Source organism: Sphingomonas sp. Leaf257 (assembly GCF_001422185.1).
Lineage (GTDB): Bacteria > Pseudomonadota > Alphaproteobacteria > Sphingomonadales > Sphingomonadaceae > Sphingomonas > Sphingomonas yabuuchiae.
In genome coordinates this window covers 105,135-119,887 of record NZ_LMMH01000033.1, presented here as the reverse complement: position 1 = coordinate 119,887, position 14,753 = coordinate 105,135, and the positions used below count along the sequence as shown (strand labels likewise).

The 14,753-nt window shown below is 65.5% G+C and carries 15 protein-coding genes; 8 read left to right on the top strand and 7 right to left on the bottom strand.

Going from position 1 to position 14,753, the window contains the following annotated elements:
- Window positions 1–88: 88 nt before the first annotated feature.
- The 4 genes from ASF14_RS15020 (at window position 89) to ASF14_RS15005 (ending at window position 6,167) form a co-directional block, all read left to right on the top strand.
- Complete coding sequence (locus ASF14_RS15020) at window positions 89–2,746, top strand: putative bifunctional diguanylate cyclase/phosphodiesterase (RefSeq protein WP_236697090.1); 2,658 nt, start codon at window positions 89–91, stop codon at window positions 2,744–2,746.
- A 69-nt stretch (window positions 2,747–2,815) separates the two neighbouring features.
- Window positions 2,816–3,298, top strand: a complete 483-nt coding sequence (locus tag ASF14_RS15015; protein ID WP_056436741.1) for a DUF3429 domain-containing protein — start codon at window positions 2,816–2,818, stop codon at window positions 3,296–3,298.
- A 361-nt stretch (window positions 3,299–3,659) separates the two neighbouring features.
- Entirely contained in the window at window positions 3,660–5,582 is a 1,923-nt protein-coding gene (locus tag ASF14_RS15010; protein WP_056436738.1) for a ribonucleoside-diphosphate reductase subunit alpha, read from the top strand.
- A 153-nt stretch (window positions 5,583–5,735) separates the two neighbouring features.
- Window positions 5,736–6,167: an endonuclease domain-containing protein gene (locus tag ASF14_RS15005; protein ID WP_056436734.1), complete on the top strand. Its 432-nt coding sequence runs from the start codon at window positions 5,736–5,738 to the stop codon at window positions 6,165–6,167.
- 74 nt (window positions 6,168–6,241) lie between these two features.
- Here ASF14_RS15005 and ASF14_RS15000 read toward each other — a convergent pair whose 3' ends face one another.
- Window positions 6,242–6,493, bottom strand: a complete 252-nt coding sequence (locus ASF14_RS15000) for a DUF2171 domain-containing protein (protein ID WP_042489736.1) — start codon at window positions 6,491–6,493, stop codon at window positions 6,242–6,244.
- A gap of 56 nt (window positions 6,494–6,549) precedes the next feature.
- On the opposite strand from ASF14_RS15000, the gene ASF14_RS14995 reads away from it, so the two are divergent.
- Together ASF14_RS14995 and ASF14_RS14990 are read left to right on the top strand one after the other, a co-directional pair.
- On the top strand, window positions 6,550–6,747 hold the full coding sequence (locus ASF14_RS14995; protein ID WP_056436731.1) for a hypothetical protein: 198 nt from the start codon (window positions 6,550–6,552) through the stop codon (window positions 6,745–6,747).
- A gap of 49 nt (window positions 6,748–6,796) precedes the next feature.
- The gene (locus ASF14_RS14990; RefSeq protein ID WP_056436728.1) at window positions 6,797–7,852 is read left to right on the top strand and encodes a ribonucleotide-diphosphate reductase subunit beta; all 1,056 of its coding nucleotides are present in this window, start codon (window positions 6,797–6,799) and stop codon (window positions 7,850–7,852) included.
- Window positions 7,853–8,248: 396 nt separating this feature from the next.
- Here ASF14_RS14990 and ASF14_RS14985 read toward each other — a convergent pair whose 3' ends face one another.
- The 5 genes from ASF14_RS14985 to ASF14_RS14965 form a co-directional block, all read right to left on the bottom strand.
- Window positions 8,249–8,584, bottom strand: a complete 336-nt coding sequence (locus tag ASF14_RS14985) for an HNH endonuclease (protein WP_236697100.1) — start codon at window positions 8,582–8,584, stop codon at window positions 8,249–8,251.
- Between the two features lie 92 nt (window positions 8,585–8,676).
- On the bottom strand, window positions 8,677–9,318 hold the full coding sequence (locus ASF14_RS14980) for a hypothetical protein (protein ID WP_056436725.1): 642 nt from the start codon (window positions 9,316–9,318) through the stop codon (window positions 8,677–8,679).
- 232 nt (window positions 9,319–9,550) lie between these two features.
- Entirely contained in the window at window positions 9,551–9,883 is a 333-nt protein-coding gene (locus ASF14_RS14975; protein WP_056436723.1) for an MliC family protein, read from the bottom strand.
- Window positions 9,880–10,221 carry a hypothetical protein gene (locus tag ASF14_RS14970; protein WP_056436720.1) on the bottom strand — a complete coding sequence of 114 codons (342 nt, stop codon included), beginning with the start codon at window positions 10,219–10,221 and terminating at the stop codon, window positions 9,880–9,882. Before ASF14_RS14970 ends, ASF14_RS14975 begins: the two co-directional genes overlap by 4 nt.
- 77 nt (window positions 10,222–10,298) lie before the next feature.
- Window positions 10,299–11,546, bottom strand: a complete 1,248-nt coding sequence (locus ASF14_RS14965; RefSeq protein ID WP_056436717.1) for a multidrug effflux MFS transporter — start codon at window positions 11,544–11,546, stop codon at window positions 10,299–10,301.
- A gap of 167 nt (window positions 11,547–11,713) precedes the next feature.
- Between ASF14_RS14965 and ASF14_RS14960 the strand changes: the two genes are divergently transcribed.
- Together ASF14_RS14960 and ASF14_RS14955 are read left to right on the top strand one after the other, a co-directional pair.
- The gene (locus ASF14_RS14960; RefSeq protein WP_056436714.1) at window positions 11,714–12,211 is read left to right on the top strand and encodes a hypothetical protein; all 498 of its coding nucleotides are present in this window, start codon (window positions 11,714–11,716) and stop codon (window positions 12,209–12,211) included.
- 70 nt (window positions 12,212–12,281) lie between these two features.
- Entirely contained in the window at window positions 12,282–13,238 is a 957-nt protein-coding gene (locus ASF14_RS14955) for an isopenicillin N synthase family dioxygenase (protein ID WP_056436713.1), read from the top strand.
- A gap of 193 nt (window positions 13,239–13,431) precedes the next feature.
- Here the strand turns inward: ASF14_RS14955 and ASF14_RS14950 are convergent, their stop codons facing one another.
- Window positions 13,432–14,721 carry a homoserine dehydrogenase gene (locus ASF14_RS14950; RefSeq protein ID WP_056436710.1) on the bottom strand — a complete coding sequence of 430 codons (1,290 nt, stop codon included), beginning with the start codon at window positions 14,719–14,721 and terminating at the stop codon, window positions 13,432–13,434.
- Window positions 14,722–14,753 lie beyond the last annotated feature (32 nt).

The window sequence follows — 14,753 nt, the reverse complement described above, 5'->3', positions numbered from 1 at the left end:
GCCGGCGCAATGGAGGGTGCCGGTTTCAAGCTATCTTAACCAGCATTAGCGCAGGGTGGCGCGACATTATTGGAAACCCGCACCCCGCATGTCGCCAGCCTCCTCCAAGACCCTGTCCTTCCTCGCCCTGATGGGGCTGGCCGAGGATAATGACGAGTTGCTGGTGTCGCTTCACCTGGGGCGTCTGAAGACGCTGTGCCGTACCTGGCCGCTGGCCGTCCTGCAGAATCTGGTGGCCGTGGCAACCATCTTGGGGGTCGATTCGCTGGGCGAGCCGTCGTCCCAACGGATCGAAAGGGCAGTGGCGGGCGGCCTGATGGTGGCGGCCACGCTGGTCTTCGGTTTCGTGCTGTGGCGCGGCGTCGCTCGGCAATGGCCCTTCTACCGGCTGAAACAATGGCTGAGCGTCATGGGCCTGCTGGTCGCGCTGGCCACCGGGCCGATGCTGCTGATCGTGGCGAATGCGCATCACGGCACCAGCGGATGGGTGGCCGTGCTGACGCTCGCCTGCACCATGTGGGCGACCGCATCGATGCTGAACGCGGTGCGCGGCGCGCTGCTGGGCTATTCCTTCGGCTTCGCGTTTCTGGCGCCGGTCACGGCGCTGGCCTGGGGCGTGTCGGTGCTGCCGGTCCTGGTAGCGGTCCTCCCGCCGCTGATCTTCCTGATCCTCAAGGCGCGCGCCGTCGGGCAGCTCGATTATGACGGCGCCCGCGACCGCGCCCAGGCCTTTGGCCAGGGGCAGCAGGCGGTGAAGATGATCGCCGAGTTCGAGGAGCATGGCACCGGCTGGTTCTGGGAAACCGATCGGCATGGGCGGCTGACCTATCTGTCGGACAAGGTCGCACGCGATCTGGCCGCCTCGGGTCTCGACAGCCGTGGGCAAGTGCTGACCGAGCTGTTCCAGATGGATCCCTCCGCACCCGGCACCGAACGGACCCTGTCCTTCCACCTGTCGTCGCGCACCGGCTTTTCCGATTACACCGTCTGCGCGGTGGCCGAGGGGGGAGCAGTGTCGGAACGCTGGTGGTCGATCTCCGGCCGACCGATCCTGGACAGTATCGGCCGGTTTCGCGGCTTTATCGGTTCGGGCTCCGACCTGACCGAGAAGCGCCGGTCGGAGGCGGAGATCACCCGCCTGGCGCTGTTCGACAGCCTGACCGGGCTGGCCAATCGCCAGCGCATGACCCTGTCGCTCGACAAGACGCTGAAACAGTCGATCCATCCCTGGCGCCCCAATGCGCTGTTCCTGATGGACCTCGACCGGTTCAAGGCGGTCAACGACACGCTGGGCCATCAGGCAGGGGACCTGTTGCTGCAACAGGTCGCGCGGCGGCTGGAGGAGGTGGTCGGCGATGTCGGGCTGGTCGGACGACTGGGCGGCGACGAGTTCCAGATCCTGCTGCCCGGCATCGATGCGCGCGACCGGCTGGCCATGCTGGCGGACCGGATCATCGCCGCGCTGTCGCGCCCCTATGACATTCTGGGCAACGAGGTCACGATCGGGTGTTCGATCGGCATCGCCATCGCGCCCTATGACGGCGAAGATTCGCAGACGCTGATCCGCAACGCCGATCTGGGCCTGTACGCGGCCAAGGGCGACGGGCGCGGCGTGCACCGCTTCTATGCCGAGGCGATGCTGGAAGGCGCGCGCAGCCGCAAGCGGATGGAGGAAGACCTGCGCATCGCCGTCGCGCAGGGGCAGTTCCGCCTGGTCTATCAGCCGGTCGTATCCACCCGCGATGCCATGATCGTCGGTTATGAAGCCCTGCTGCGCTGGCACCACCCCGAACAGGGCAACATCCCGCCGTCGCAGTTCATTCCGGTCGCCGAGGATTGCGGCCTGATCGAACAGATCGGCGAATGGGTGATGCGCACCGCCTGTGCCGAGGCGGCGGGCTGGCCGCGGGAGGCGCGCGTCGCGGTCAACGTGTCGTCGATCCAGTTCGCCAAGCCGCATCTGCCCGCGCTGGTCGCCCAGGCACTGGCGCAATCGGGCCTCGCGGCGGCGCGGCTGGAGCTGGAGATCACCGAGAGCGTCTTCCTGAACGACAATCAGGAATCGCATCGCCAGTTCGCCGCGTTGAAGGCGCTGGGCATCCGGCTGGCGCTCGACGATTTCGGCACGGGCTATTCCTCGCTCGGCTATCTGCGTCATGCGCCGTTCGACAAGATCAAGATCGATCAGTCCTTCGTGCGCGGCGCAAGCAGCCAGGGCAGCCGTAATGCCGCGATCATCCGCGCGATCGTGACCATGGCCGACACGCTGGGCATGGAGACGACCGCCGAAGGCGTCGAGATCCAGGACGAGATCGAGATGATCCGCAGCCTGGGGTGCAGCCATATCCAGGGCTTCGTCTATGGCAAGCCGATGGAGGCGCCAGACGTCCCCCAATCGATGCGCGAGCATGGCGGCCATGCCGAACCGGTCGGCCTGAAATCGCTCCGTCGCCCTCGGGTGAAGATCCTGCGCATCGCCCAGATCCTGTCGGGCGATGCGACGATCGATGTCCGCATCCGCGACCTGTCGACCACCGGCACCATGATCGAAGGGCTTCCCCCCGCCTATATCGTGGGCGGGGCGGCGGTCGGCATCCGCCTCGGCGGCGACGCCCCCGTTCGCGGCTATATCCGATGGGAGCGCGAAGGACGGGTGGGCCTGGCCTTCGCCACGCCGCTGCCCGAGGATCATCCGTGGCTGGATAAGGCACAGGACGAGGGGGACACGCGGCTTCGATCCGCCTGATCGGTACCGCCCGCACGGGCGGCGGCATCGGGGCGGGATAGGAACGCCGCGCCGCACGTTCGCGCCGTCATGACCCCGACCACTCCCAATCCGGCCCCCACCCCCGCCCCCACGCCGGAGGGCGCATCGCGCCGGATCCCCCTGCTCAGCCTGGTCTTCGGCTATGGTCCGGTACTGGTGCTGCCCCTCACCGCGCTGGCCGCCTGGGCGGGTATGCCGCTGGCCCTGCTCATCGGACAGATTTGGGGGGCGGCGATCCTGATCTTCCTGGCGGGCGTCGCGCGCGGCCTGAGTTTCTTCACGCTGGGCGGTACCCATGTCTCGCAGATGGCGACGATGATCCTGCGCTTCTCGCTGGGGCTGCTGGCCTTGATCGCAGGGCCGTCGACCGGCTTCGGATTGTTGATCCTGGGCTATGCGTCGATCGCGCTGACCGATCCCTGGCTGGCCAGTTGGGGCGGCGCGCCGGGGCATTTCGCGCGGCTGCGGCCACCCCAGATGGCGGTGGCGATTCTCGGCCTCATCGCGCTCTTCCTGCTCGTCCCGCGCTGATCCCGGCGGCCAAAAAATATTTTTAGGGTCTTGCGCTTCCCGAACCCCGCAGACATCCGTGCGTCGCGGCTTTTGGGCGGCCCGGACGCGCCCGCCATTCGTCGCAACCAACCCCCGTCCCGCGCTTTAACCTCTTGCGGTGCTGCTCGGGATTTTCCACTAAGGATTGTGGAAGAGGTCGGGAAGGGCCCCAAGCACTGGTAGGATGAGGTCATGCCGAAACGCATGGCCGGATGCGGAGAAAGCCCCGGAATCGGGGATTGTACCTCCCTTTCCATCCTGATCGCGACGCGCCTGGCGCGCGGTGCTAGGGGCTGGATGCCGACTCGAACGGAACAAGAACAAAGGAGCGGCATCGATGATGGATTTCAGGGATAGCCGGGATAGCGACATGACCACTGATATGCTCGAAAAGATGGCGGCGGATACGGCCCAGAACGCGGCGCCCGCCCCGACCCCGGCGGACACCAAGTCGGTGCGCCCGCAACCCTATCCGGTCGAGGTCGACCATGCGCGCGACGCGCTGCTGACCGACTTCGGCAAGGAAACGCTGAACGACCGCTATCTCCTGCCCGGCGAAAGCTATCAGGACCTGTTCGTGCGCGTGGCCTCGGCCTATGCCGACAATGCCGAACATGCCCAGCGGCTGTACGACTATATCTCGAAGCTGTGGTTCATGCCCGCCACGCCGGTGCTGTCGAACGGCGGCACCGGTCGCGGCCTGCCGATCAGCTGCTACCTCAATTCGGTGCCCGACAGCCTGGACGGCATAGTCACCACCTGGAACGAGAATGTCTGGCTCGCCTCGCGCGGCGGCGGCATCGGCACCTATTGGGGCCAGGTGCGTGGCATCGGCGAGCCGGTCGGCCTGAACGGCAAGACCAGCGGCATCATCCCCTTTGTCCGCGTGATGGATTCGCTGACGCTCGCCATCAGCCAGGGTTCGCTGCGTCGTGGTTCGGCGGCCTGCTATCTCGACATCTCGCACCCCGAGATCGAGGAGTTCCTGGAGATCCGCAAGCCCAGCGGCGACTTCAATCGCAAGGCGCTGAACCTCCATCACGGCGTGCTGATCCCCGACGCCTTCATGGAAGCGGTGCGCGACGGCGCCGAATGGCAGTTGAAGAGCCCGAAGACCGGCGAGGTCCGCGCGACCGTCGACGCGCGCGCGCTGTTCCAGAAGCTGGTCGAGACCCGTCTGGCAACCGGCGAGCCGTACATCGTGTTCGCCGATCATGTGAACAAGAACATGCCCAAGCACCATCGCGAGCTGGGGCTGAAGGTGTCGACGTCGAACCTGTGTTCGGAAATCACCCTGCCGACCGGCATCGACCATAAGGGCAAGGACCGCACCGCCGTCTGCTGCCTGTCATCGCTCAACCTGGAAACCTGGGACGAGTGGAAGGACGACAAGCAGTTCATCGAGGACGTGATGCGCTTCCTCGACAATGTGCTGCAGGACTATATCGAGCGGCACGAGCCGGGCATGGAGCGCGCCGCCTATTCGGCCGGTCGCGAGCGCTCGGTCGGCCTGGGCGTGATGGGCTTCCACAGCTTCCTCCAGGCGCGCGGGCTTCCCTTCGAAGGCGCGATGGCCAAGTCGTGGAACCTGCGCATGTTCAAGCACATCAACGCGCAGGTGAACCAGGCGTCGATGACCCTGGCGGTCGAGCGCGGGCCGTGCCCCGACGCGGCGGATGTCGGCGTGATGGAGCGTTTCAGCTGCAAGATGGCGATCGCGCCGACCGCGTCGATCAGCATCATCTGCGGCGGCACCAGCGCGTGCATCGAGCCGATCCCGGCGAACATCTATACCCACAAGACGCTGTCCGGGTCGTTCGCGGTCAAGAACGCCTATCTCGAGAAGATCCTGATCGCGAAGTCGAAGAATTCGGACGCGGTCTGGAACTCGATCCTCGAGCATGGCGGCTCGGTCCAGCATCTCGACTTCCTGTCGCCGGAAGAGAAGGACACGTTCAAGACCTCGTTCGAGATCGACCAGCGCTGGCTGCTCGAACTGGCGGGTGATCGGACGCCCTATATCGACCAGGCGCAGTCGCTGAACCTGTTCATCCCGGCCGATGTGGAAAAGTGGGACCTGCTGATGCTCCACTTCCGCGCCTGGGAGCTGGGCATCAAGTCGCTCTATTACCTCCGCTCGAAGTCGGTGCAGCGCGCCGGTTTCGCCGGAAGCGGCGGCGTCGAGGCGGACAACACGATCAGCGCGCCCAAGTTCGAGATCGGTGAGACGACCGATTACGACGAATGCCTGGCGTGCCAGTAACCGGGCTTTGAGAGCATAGGCCGCCCTCACCCTCCCACCCGGCTTATGCCGGGCGGGCCCCTCCCTCTCCCGAGGGGAGAGGGGTGAAACGGTCTAATCCCTCTCCCTCCGGGAGAGGGAGGGAGCCGCGTAGCGGCGGAAGGGTGAGGGCAGATGCGCCTTTACGAGAATCAACCGACTGGTACGGTTCCTCGCGCCCGCCAACTCCGCCGCGACGCGTCCGAACCCGAACGCCGTCTGCTCCGCGCGTTGCGTCAAACCTATCCGCATCTGAAATGGCGTCACCAGACGCCGCTGGGACCATTCTTCGCCGACATGCTGTGCTTTTCCGAAAAGCTGGTCATAGAGGTCGACGGCGACACTCATGCCGTCGCGGAAGGCTATGACGCGTCGCGCGAAGACTTCATGGCGCGCGAGGGGTATCGGACGGTCCGCGTGACGAACGCCGACGTGATGGAGAATCTCGAAGGCGTAATGGAACGTATCTCCTTCTCCCTGCAAGAGAAGGAAGGGGCCCGCGCGGCAACGCCGTGTGGGAAGGATGAGGGTGTCGCACTCACAAAGAAAAAGGGCGGCGTCGCATGAACGACACCACCCTCACCCTTCCGCGCCCTGACGGGCGCTCCCTCCCTCTCCCACTGGGAGAGGGAGAGTATTGCTCACTCGGCCTCTTCGAACTGGTCGACGGCGTTCTGGCCGGTGGCCGACAGGCGGACGGTGTCGCCCTCGACCTCGGCGACCAGGCCGAGCGGCAGGTAATGATGCTTGGCGCCCTGCCCGTCCTGGGTCTGCGGGCTGTCGTTCTTGGTCAGCTTGATGCGGTCGCCATCGACGTGATCGACCGTGCCGACATGGACGCCGTCCGCGCCGACGACTTCGGCATGTTCCTTGATCTGGCTGACATCGACCATCTTACGTCTCCTGTGTTGGGTTCGGGTTCGGAACGCGCAACGCTGGAAATGGTCGCATGACGGGGGCGGCGATCATGTACGGCGTTGCCGCCCTGTTAACCGGGATCGGCGCAACGCTGTTGCTGCAACTCCGCACCCCCCGGTCGGAGCAGGGCCGCTACGCCCGACTGATCGCGGGCACCATGTTCGCCATGGGCGGGATCATTCTCGCCGGTTTCGCCGCCGCTCTGCGCTCCTGGGCGAGCAGTGGCTGAACCGGCCTTCACCTATCACCTCATTTGATTTGTATCCGGAGTAACCCCGATGCCTCTCCTCCAAGCCTCCAAGCAGTATAAGCCCTTCGAATATCCCTGGGCGTTCGAGTTCTGGAAGCGCCAGCAACAGCTTCACTGGCTGCCCGAAGAGGTGCCTCTGGGCGAGGATTGCCGCGACTGGGCGCAGAAGCTGACCGATCACGAACGCAACCTGCTGACCCAGATCTTCCGCTTCTTCACCCAGGCCGACGTCGAGGTGCAGGACTGCTATCACGAGAAATACGGCCGGGTGTTCAAGCCGACCGAGGTCAAGATGATGCTGACCGCCTTCTCCAACATGGAGACGGTGCATATCGCCGCCTACAGCCATCTGCTCGACACGATCGGCATGCCCGAGAGCGAATATGGCGCCTTCCTCGAATATGCCGAGATGAAGGACAAGCATGATTACATGCAGAATTTCGGCGTCGACAGCGACGAGGACATCGCGCGTACGCTGGCCATGTTCGGCGGCTTCACCGAGGGCGTGCAGCTGTTCGCGTCCTTCGCGATGCTGATGAACTTCCCGCGCTTCAACAAGATGAAGGGCATGGGCCAGATCGTCAGCTGGTCGGTGCGCGACGAGAGCCTGCACTGCGAAGGCATCATCCGCATGTTCCACGCCTTCTGCCAGGAGCGCCAGTGCCTGACCAAGGCGGTCAAGGACGACATCGCCGATGTGTGCCAGACGACGATCCGCCTGGAGGACAATTTCATCGACCTCGCCTTTGAAATGGGCCCGGTCGAGGGGATGAAGCCCAAGGAGATCAAGAAGTATATCCGCTACATCGCCGACTGGCGCCTCAGCCAGCTGGGCCTGAAGCCGATCTACATGATCGACGAGCATCCCCTGCCCTGGCTGACCCCGCTGCTGAACGGCGTGGAGCATGCCAACTTCTTCGAAACGCGCGCCACGGAATATTCCAAGGCGGCGACGCGCGGCCAGTGGAACGACGTCTGGGACGCGTTCGACACCCGCCAAAAGGCCAAGACCGCCAAGGCGGCCAACGAGGAGCCGGGCGAAACCGGCGACATGTTCTCGGCGGCGGGCGTCGCGGCGGAGTGATCTACGAGAGGGCGGGCTTCGGTCCGCCCTTTTTTTCGTTCACGCGAAGGCGCGATGGCGCGAAGAGGTGTGGTTCGCGCAGAGGCGCGGAGGACGCAGAGATAGCCCCGAGCAAACCGCCCGCTTTCCCATCCTCCGTTCAGCCTGAGCGTAGTCGAAGGCCAAGGGTGAGCATACGCCAAAATCGACTTGGCCGGAGGCCCCTATCCATGTCCCAGAGGATAAATGAGCCGGCCGCCCGGCGGACGTTATCCCGTGGCCTTCGACTGCGCTCAGGCTGAACGGGGACTGGGACTATCGTCCTCCTGCGCTTCCTCTTCTCCGCGCCCTCCGCGCCTCTGCGCGAACCACACCTCTTCGCGCCATCGCGCCCTCGCGTCTTCGCGTGGACCTAAACTACCGCGCCCCCTTCGTCGGCGCATGGAAGTCCGCCGGTTTCCCTGCAATCCAACGCAGGAACCGCGCCATCTCGGGATGCGCTCGCAACACCGCGAAGTCCGCAAACCCCCGCGCCAGTTCCCCATTGGAAAAGGTCGCATGGATGGTGCGATGACAGATGGGATGGACCGGCACCGTCTCGCGCCCGCCTTCGCTCTTGGGAACGGGATGGTGCCATTCCACCTTCACCCCAAGCGGCCGATCGCACAGCGCGCAGGATCGCGCCGCGGGTTGCTGCTCGATCCGTTCGGCGGCGGCCACCAGCCCCGCCTTTCGCTTCACCCGTCCGACCATGCGCCCGATATGGGAAGCGTGGCCCCATAAGAAAACGGGGTCCGGCATCGCTGCCGAACCCCGTCCTTTACGCCAACTGGATCCTATAGGGATCAGAAGTGTGCGACAACACCCGCCATCGGACGGAAGGAGTGCGCGTTGTCGAAGGTCGAAACTTCCATACGCAGACGCAGACCCGAGTTGCCGGTCAGGCCGCCCAGACCGATGTCCTTCGGGCCGACTTCGGCGCCGACGCCATACACGGTCGCGTGATAGTCCCGCTTCAGGTCGCCAGCGACACCCGGAGCGAAGTTGTGGAAGTTGTTCCAGCGGTAGCCGACCTTGCCGTAGAACAGGCCGCTCTCACCGGCGCGGAAGCCCGCGCGGCCATAGGCGCCATACTGCCAGTCGATGTCACCCGACACGCCCTTGGCGACCGCGCCCTCGGCGCCGACGAACACCGGGCCCAGCGGCACGTTGAAGCCGACGATACCCTCGACCAGCGCGCCGTCCAGGTTGTAGCCCTTGGGCTGCGCGGGGATGCCGGCAACCGTCTGGCGATCGAACTGCTCCCAACCACCCATGATCGCGACGTACGGCTCGATACCGAAGGCACGGGTGCCGTCGGGAGCGGTCGCGGTGTCGGCCGGGGCCGGAGCCGCGGTCGTCGTGTCGGTGGTGTTCATGTCCTGAGCCATGGCAGGCACGGCAACGAACGCGGCCGCCGCAGCGGCGACGAGGGAAAGCTTACGCATGTGAGATACCCTTCTCTTATTCTATGTGGGGCGGCGGATCGAACCGCTCAGCCCAGGCCCGCTTAACCGGCTAGACGCCCATGGGTTGCACGACATTTCAGATTTTTGATCGCCTTATCGGAACCTGTGGCGCCAGAGACACAGTTCCTGTCACCTAGATGAACCAAATGCGGGCGGAATGGGGCAATGGCAGATTTCCGCCACTTTTCAGCCCGGTTTCCGCCCGCCATCATCAACGCTGAGCCATGCAGCGTACGGAATCACCCGTGGGGCGTGTCAAAACAACCTCACCCCCCTTGCCGCGCAGGTCGTGACCGAAGCCGGTGTAGTGGATGCCGGACGCGACCCGCTGTCCCTCCAGCCGCATCTCCAGATCGTCGCCGAAGCGCACCAGCGCGCTATCGTCGCGATTGTCGAAACGTACCCAGAAACGGCTGCCATTCTCGCACTGGAAGGTCGTCGAGACCATCGGCGGCAGCGTCGAGGCGGCACGCGGATCGGGCATGGTCGAACAGCCGACCAGCACGATGCCGCCCGCCGCGAGCGCGACGGGAAGCCGGTTCATGGCCGCAGGGCGGTGTCGTCGGCGTCGTCGATATCGCCGTCGGCCACCGTGTCGTCCTCGAAATCCTCCTGAAGATCGTCTTCGTCGATATCCTCGGCATCCATGTCGACCGAAGCATCGCTGGTCCCGACCTCTTCGGAGTCCATGTCGAGTTCGTCGATCGGCTCGTCCTCGACGCTGTCGTCGCCTAGATCGGGTTCGATATCGGTCAGCAGCACGCCGTCGCTGGGGCCGTCGCGCGTCACCTCCAGGATTTCGGCGCGTTGGCTCTCGTCATAGCCTTCTTCGTCCCAGCCATCGTCGCCGGGTCCTTGGCTCGGAACCTGATGTCCGCCCATCACTGCCTCCTCTTGAACTGTGGAGGGTGAACACGGGGGCGGGCCGGGCGGTTCCCCCGACCCGCGTCAGACACCCGTCAGGCGGGGCGGAACATCCGACCGCGTTCGGTCGCGAAGACGAAGGCAAAGGCCGCGCATCCGGCGATCAGGAAACCCAGGGTCAGCGGCTGCGTCGTCCCGTCATAGGCCTGGCCGATGCCTGCGCCGATCAGCGAGCCGATGGTGACGCTGGTAAAGCCCTGCACGCTCGATGCGGTCCCGGCGATCCGCCCCATATTCTCCATTGCCATGGACGAGAAGTTAGAGGTCGCCAGACCGAAACACGCCATGGTGATCGCCTGGAGCACGGCGAAGACGATCAGCGACTCACCCCCGAAATGCGCAATGGCCAAGTGAATCGCCGACACGACGATCAGGATCGTGACCGAGCTGTGGCTGATCAGCCGCGTGCCCAGCCGCATGACGATCCGCGAGTTGAGCAGGTTCGCCGCCGCCATCGTGACCGATGTCGTTGCGAAGATCAGCGCCAGCAGCTTCTCGCGACCGAAGGTCTGCGCCATGATCGGCTGCACCGAGTTCAGATAGCCATAAAGCGCCGCCATCAGCGCCGTCGCCGCCAGCGTATAGCCCAGCGACAGCCGATCCCCGACCGTCTCGCGCCAGCCCCCGACGATGCGTGTCAGCGAGATGGGCAGCTGCGCCTCCACCGCCAGCGTCTCGGGCATCCGAAGCGAAAACCAGGTCAGGACCAGCGTGGCGAGGCCCGCGATCGTCCAGAAGATCAGCCGCCAATTGCCGAACAGCAGCACCAGCTCGCCAAAGGCCGGCGCCAGGATCGGCACGATCATGAACACCATGAAGGCGATCGACATGACCTGCGCCATCGCGCGCCCGTGATAGCAGTCGCGGACCAGCGCCACCGTCGCCACCCGCGTCGCCGCGATCGCCGCCCCGGCACAGACCCGCGCGACCAGCAACAGGGTAAAGCTGCCCGCCACCGCCGACGCGCCATTGGCGATGATGTAGATGATGAGCGCGACGATCAGCACCCGCCGCCGCCCGTAACGATCGGCCAGCGGCCCATGCACCAGCTGCGCCACGCCGAAGCCGATCAGAAACGCCGTGACGACGAACGCCCGCGCCGCGGGCGACGCGCCCAGCGACTCCCCGATGGCAGGCAGTGCGGGCAGCATCGAATCGATGCCTAGCGCCGTCAGCGCCATCAGCGCCGCGATCAGCAGGACGAACTCGACAAAGCCGATGGGCGCGCCGGGAGGCTCGGCGGTGACAGGCGTCACCGGATCAGCGGAACGGGATTCGGACATGATGCTTGTCCCATAGGGTGGATGGACGGAGAGGGGAACCGGGAAAGCGGCTCCGTTACCCTGCAAGGTCTTTCCGACACAGCCATTCAGCCCCTCGACAGCTTGCGGGGGTCAGACCTGCACCCCAACTGTATTGATGCAACAGGACGCGTAAGGAGTTTACCGCCATGTCCATCCTGTCCCGCTCCCCCATCGCCCTCCCGCTGCTGGCGGCATTGGCGCTGTCGGCCTGCGATCGGCCGAACCAGGGTACGTCGATCACGGTGAACGGCTCGGATGGCGAAACGCTGGCGTCGGTCGATGGCAAGTCAGGGGAGGTGAAGCTGGCGCTGCCCGGCTTTTCCGGCGCGTTCAAGCTGCCCAAGGTGTCGATGGAGGCCGATAATTTCGAGCTGAACGGCGTGCATCTCTATCCCGGCTCGACGATCCGCAACGTCGATGTCGGCAATGGCCGCGACAAGGCGTTCACCATGACCTTCGACAGTCCGGCCGATCCGGCGACCGTGCGCGACTGGTTCCGCGACAAGATGGGCGAGGCCGACTTCACCCTCACCAATCAGGGCGGCGCGCTGGTCGGCAAGACGGCGGAGGAGAAATCCTTCCGCCTGGACCTGCGCCCCTCGGGCGGCGACCGATCGACGGGGACGATCACTTTAGGCGGATGACGCACCCTGTTCGGAGATGACGGGCGCGTTATATAGGGGCCAGCCTATTCGATTTTCTGGACATATCGCCATGACCGACACCCGCTCCGCCGAGGTTCCGACGCTCAGCCTCGCCGACCAGGACCGTGACCCGGAGGGCTTTGCCGCCGCCTTGGGCACATCGTTCGAGCGGTTCGGTTTCGCCATCGTCGCGGATCATGGCGTGCCCGCCGAACTGATCGACCGCGCCTGGGCGCAGACCAAGGCGCTGTTCGACCTGCCCGAGGAGGAGAAGCGCGGCTATCACGTCCCCGGCGGCGGCGGCGCGCGCGGCTATACCCCGTTCAAGACCGAGATCGCGAAGGATGCCAAGGTCGTCGACCTGAAGGAATTCTGGCATGTCGGCCGCGAATTGCCCGAGGGGCACCCCTATGCGGACCGGATGCCCGCCAATATCTGGCCCGACCGCCCGGAAGGGTTCCGCGCGGATTTCGTCGAACTGTTCTCGGCCTTCGACCGCGCGGGCGACCGGCTGCTGTCGGCCATTGCGCGGCATCTGAAGCTGGAGCCGAACTGGTTCGATTCCGCCGTGAAGGACGGCAATTCCGTCCTGCGCCTGCTCCACTATCCGCCGATCCCCGCCGATGCCGAGGGCGTCCGCGCAGGTGCGCATGAGGACATCAACCTCATCACCCTGCTGCTCGGGGCCGAGGAAGCGGGCCTCGAACTGCTCGACCGCGATTCGGGCGAGTGGCTGGCGATCCGCCCGCCCGAGGGCGCGATGGTGGTCAATGTCGGCGATATGTTGCAGCGGCTGACCAACCATGTCCTGCCCTCGACCACGCACCGCGTCGTCAACCCGCCGGTCGAGCGGCGCGGCTTCTCTCGCTATTCGATGCCCTTCTTCCTGCACCCGGCACCGGACTTCCTGATCAAGACCCTGCCCGGCACGATCGGCGAAGGGCATCCGGATCGCTATCCGGAGCCGATCACGGCGCATGACTATCTGTTCGAGCGGTTGGTCGAGATCGGGTTGATCAAGAGGTAATTCAGGCGGATCGCCTGGGGCTTGCCCTCCCCCATCCCCTCCCGCTTGCGGGAGGGGAGCGGCAAGATCAGCGGTTCGAATTTAAATTGCTCCCCTCCCGCAGTCGGGAGGGGCTACCTTAAAGCCCCCCTCCCGCAGGCGGGAGGGGCTGGGGGAGGGCAAGGCGCCTCGCAGAGACCTTACCCCCCAACAATCAACCCAAGATATGCATCAGCAATGGCTGCCCGACCAAACTCTGGCTCCCGCGCAACCGCTCCAGCGCCTGTGCCACCGCGCGCTCCGGCCCCTCATGCGTCACGATCGCGATCATCACCCCGCCATCGGCCGCCTCGCCGCGCTGGATCAGGCTTTCGATCGACACCCCCGCATCGCGCATCGCGGCGGCGATCTCGGCCAGCACGCCAACCTTGTCCTGCACCGTGAAGCGCAAATAGGCACGCCCGCGCCGCTCGCCGCTATCAGCCTTGGGCGCCGGGGTCAGTTCATGCGCGGGCATGGCGAAGGATGCACCATATTCGCCGCGCGCAATGTCGATCAGGTCGGCGACGACCGCGCTGGCGGTCGGGCCGTCGCCCGCGCCTGCGCCCTGGAACAGCAACCGACCGACGAAATTTCCCTCGGCCACGACCGCATTGGTCGAGCCGGTGACATGCGCCAGCGGATGGTCGAGCGGCACCAGATGCGGATGCACCCGCTGGAACAGGCCGTTCGCCCCCTCCTCCGCCACGCCGACCAGGCGGACACGATAGCCGAGCGACGCGGCCTGCGCGATATCGGCGGCCAGCACATGGCGCACGCCGCCGATCGCGACGTCGCCGAACGCAGGCTGGGTGCCGAAAGCGATGGCAGCCAGGATCGACAGCTTGTGCGCCGCATCGACGCCGTCGATGTCGAAGCTGGGGTCCGCCTCGGCATAACCCAGCGCCTGCGCTTCCGCCAAAACCTCGGCGAAGTCGCGGCCTTCGGCTTCCATCTTCGACAAGATGAAATTGCAGGTGCCGTTGAGGATGCCATAGACGCGCGCGATGGCGTTGGCCGCCGCGCCCTCGCGAAGCCCCTTGATGACCGGGATACCGCCCGCGACCGCCGCCTCGAACTTCAGCGCAGCGTTGGATTCCTCCGCCTTCTGCGCCAGTTCCAGCCCGTGATGCGCGAGCATCGCCTTGTTGGCGGTGACGAAGCCGCGCCCCGCCCCCAGCGCGGTGCGGGCCAGCGTCAGCGCGGGCCCGTCCGAACCGCCGATCAGCTCGACCACCACATCGGCATCCGGGTGCGAGGCCAGCGCGGCGGTATCGTCCACCCATTCGAAGCGCGACAGGTCGACACCGCGATCCTTGGTCCGGTCACGCGCGGAGACGGCGACGATCTCGATCGGGCGACCGGCGCGCCGGGTAATCAGGTCACGGTTCGCATCGAGCAGGCGAATGACGCCGCCCCCCACCGTGCCCAGTCCCGCCAAAGCCACTCGCAAAGCATCGCCCATCGTCCAAATCCTGTATCCGGAGCGTTTGTTGA

Coding starts and splice junctions, on each gene's coding strand:
- ASF14_RS15020 (WP_236697090.1), top strand. CDS start 89: ATGTCGCCAGCCTCCTCCAAGACCCTGTCCTTCCTCGCCCTGATGGGG.
- ASF14_RS15015 (WP_056436741.1), top strand. CDS start 2,816: ATGACCCCGACCACTCCCAATCCGGCCCCCACCCCCGCCCCCACGCCG.
- ASF14_RS15010 (WP_056436738.1), top strand. CDS start 3,660: ATGGATTTCAGGGATAGCCGGGATAGCGACATGACCACTGATATGCTC.
- ASF14_RS15005 (WP_056436734.1), top strand. CDS start 5,736: ATGCGCCTTTACGAGAATCAACCGACTGGTACGGTTCCTCGCGCCCGC.
- ASF14_RS15000 (WP_042489736.1), bottom strand. CDS start 6,493: ATGGTCGATGTCAGCCAGATCAAGGAACATGCCGAAGTCGTCGGCGCG.
- ASF14_RS14995 (WP_056436731.1), top strand. CDS start 6,550: ATGACGGGGGCGGCGATCATGTACGGCGTTGCCGCCCTGTTAACCGGG.
- ASF14_RS14990 (WP_056436728.1), top strand. CDS start 6,797: ATGCCTCTCCTCCAAGCCTCCAAGCAGTATAAGCCCTTCGAATATCCC.
- ASF14_RS14985 (WP_236697100.1), bottom strand. CDS start 8,584: ATGGTCGGACGGGTGAAGCGAAAGGCGGGGCTGGTGGCCGCCGCCGAA.
- ASF14_RS14980 (WP_056436725.1), bottom strand. CDS start 9,318: ATGCGTAAGCTTTCCCTCGTCGCCGCTGCGGCGGCCGCGTTCGTTGCC.
- ASF14_RS14975 (WP_056436723.1), bottom strand. CDS start 9,883: ATGAACCGGCTTCCCGTCGCGCTCGCGGCGGGCGGCATCGTGCTGGTC.
- ASF14_RS14970 (WP_056436720.1), bottom strand. CDS start 10,221: ATGGGCGGACATCAGGTTCCGAGCCAAGGACCCGGCGACGATGGCTGG.
- ASF14_RS14965 (WP_056436717.1), bottom strand. CDS start 11,546: ATGTCCGAATCCCGTTCCGCTGATCCGGTGACGCCTGTCACCGCCGAG.
- ASF14_RS14960 (WP_056436714.1), top strand. CDS start 11,714: ATGTCCATCCTGTCCCGCTCCCCCATCGCCCTCCCGCTGCTGGCGGCA.
- ASF14_RS14955 (WP_056436713.1), top strand. CDS start 12,282: ATGACCGACACCCGCTCCGCCGAGGTTCCGACGCTCAGCCTCGCCGAC.
- ASF14_RS14950 (WP_056436710.1), bottom strand. CDS start 14,721: ATGGGCGATGCTTTGCGAGTGGCTTTGGCGGGACTGGGCACGGTGGGG.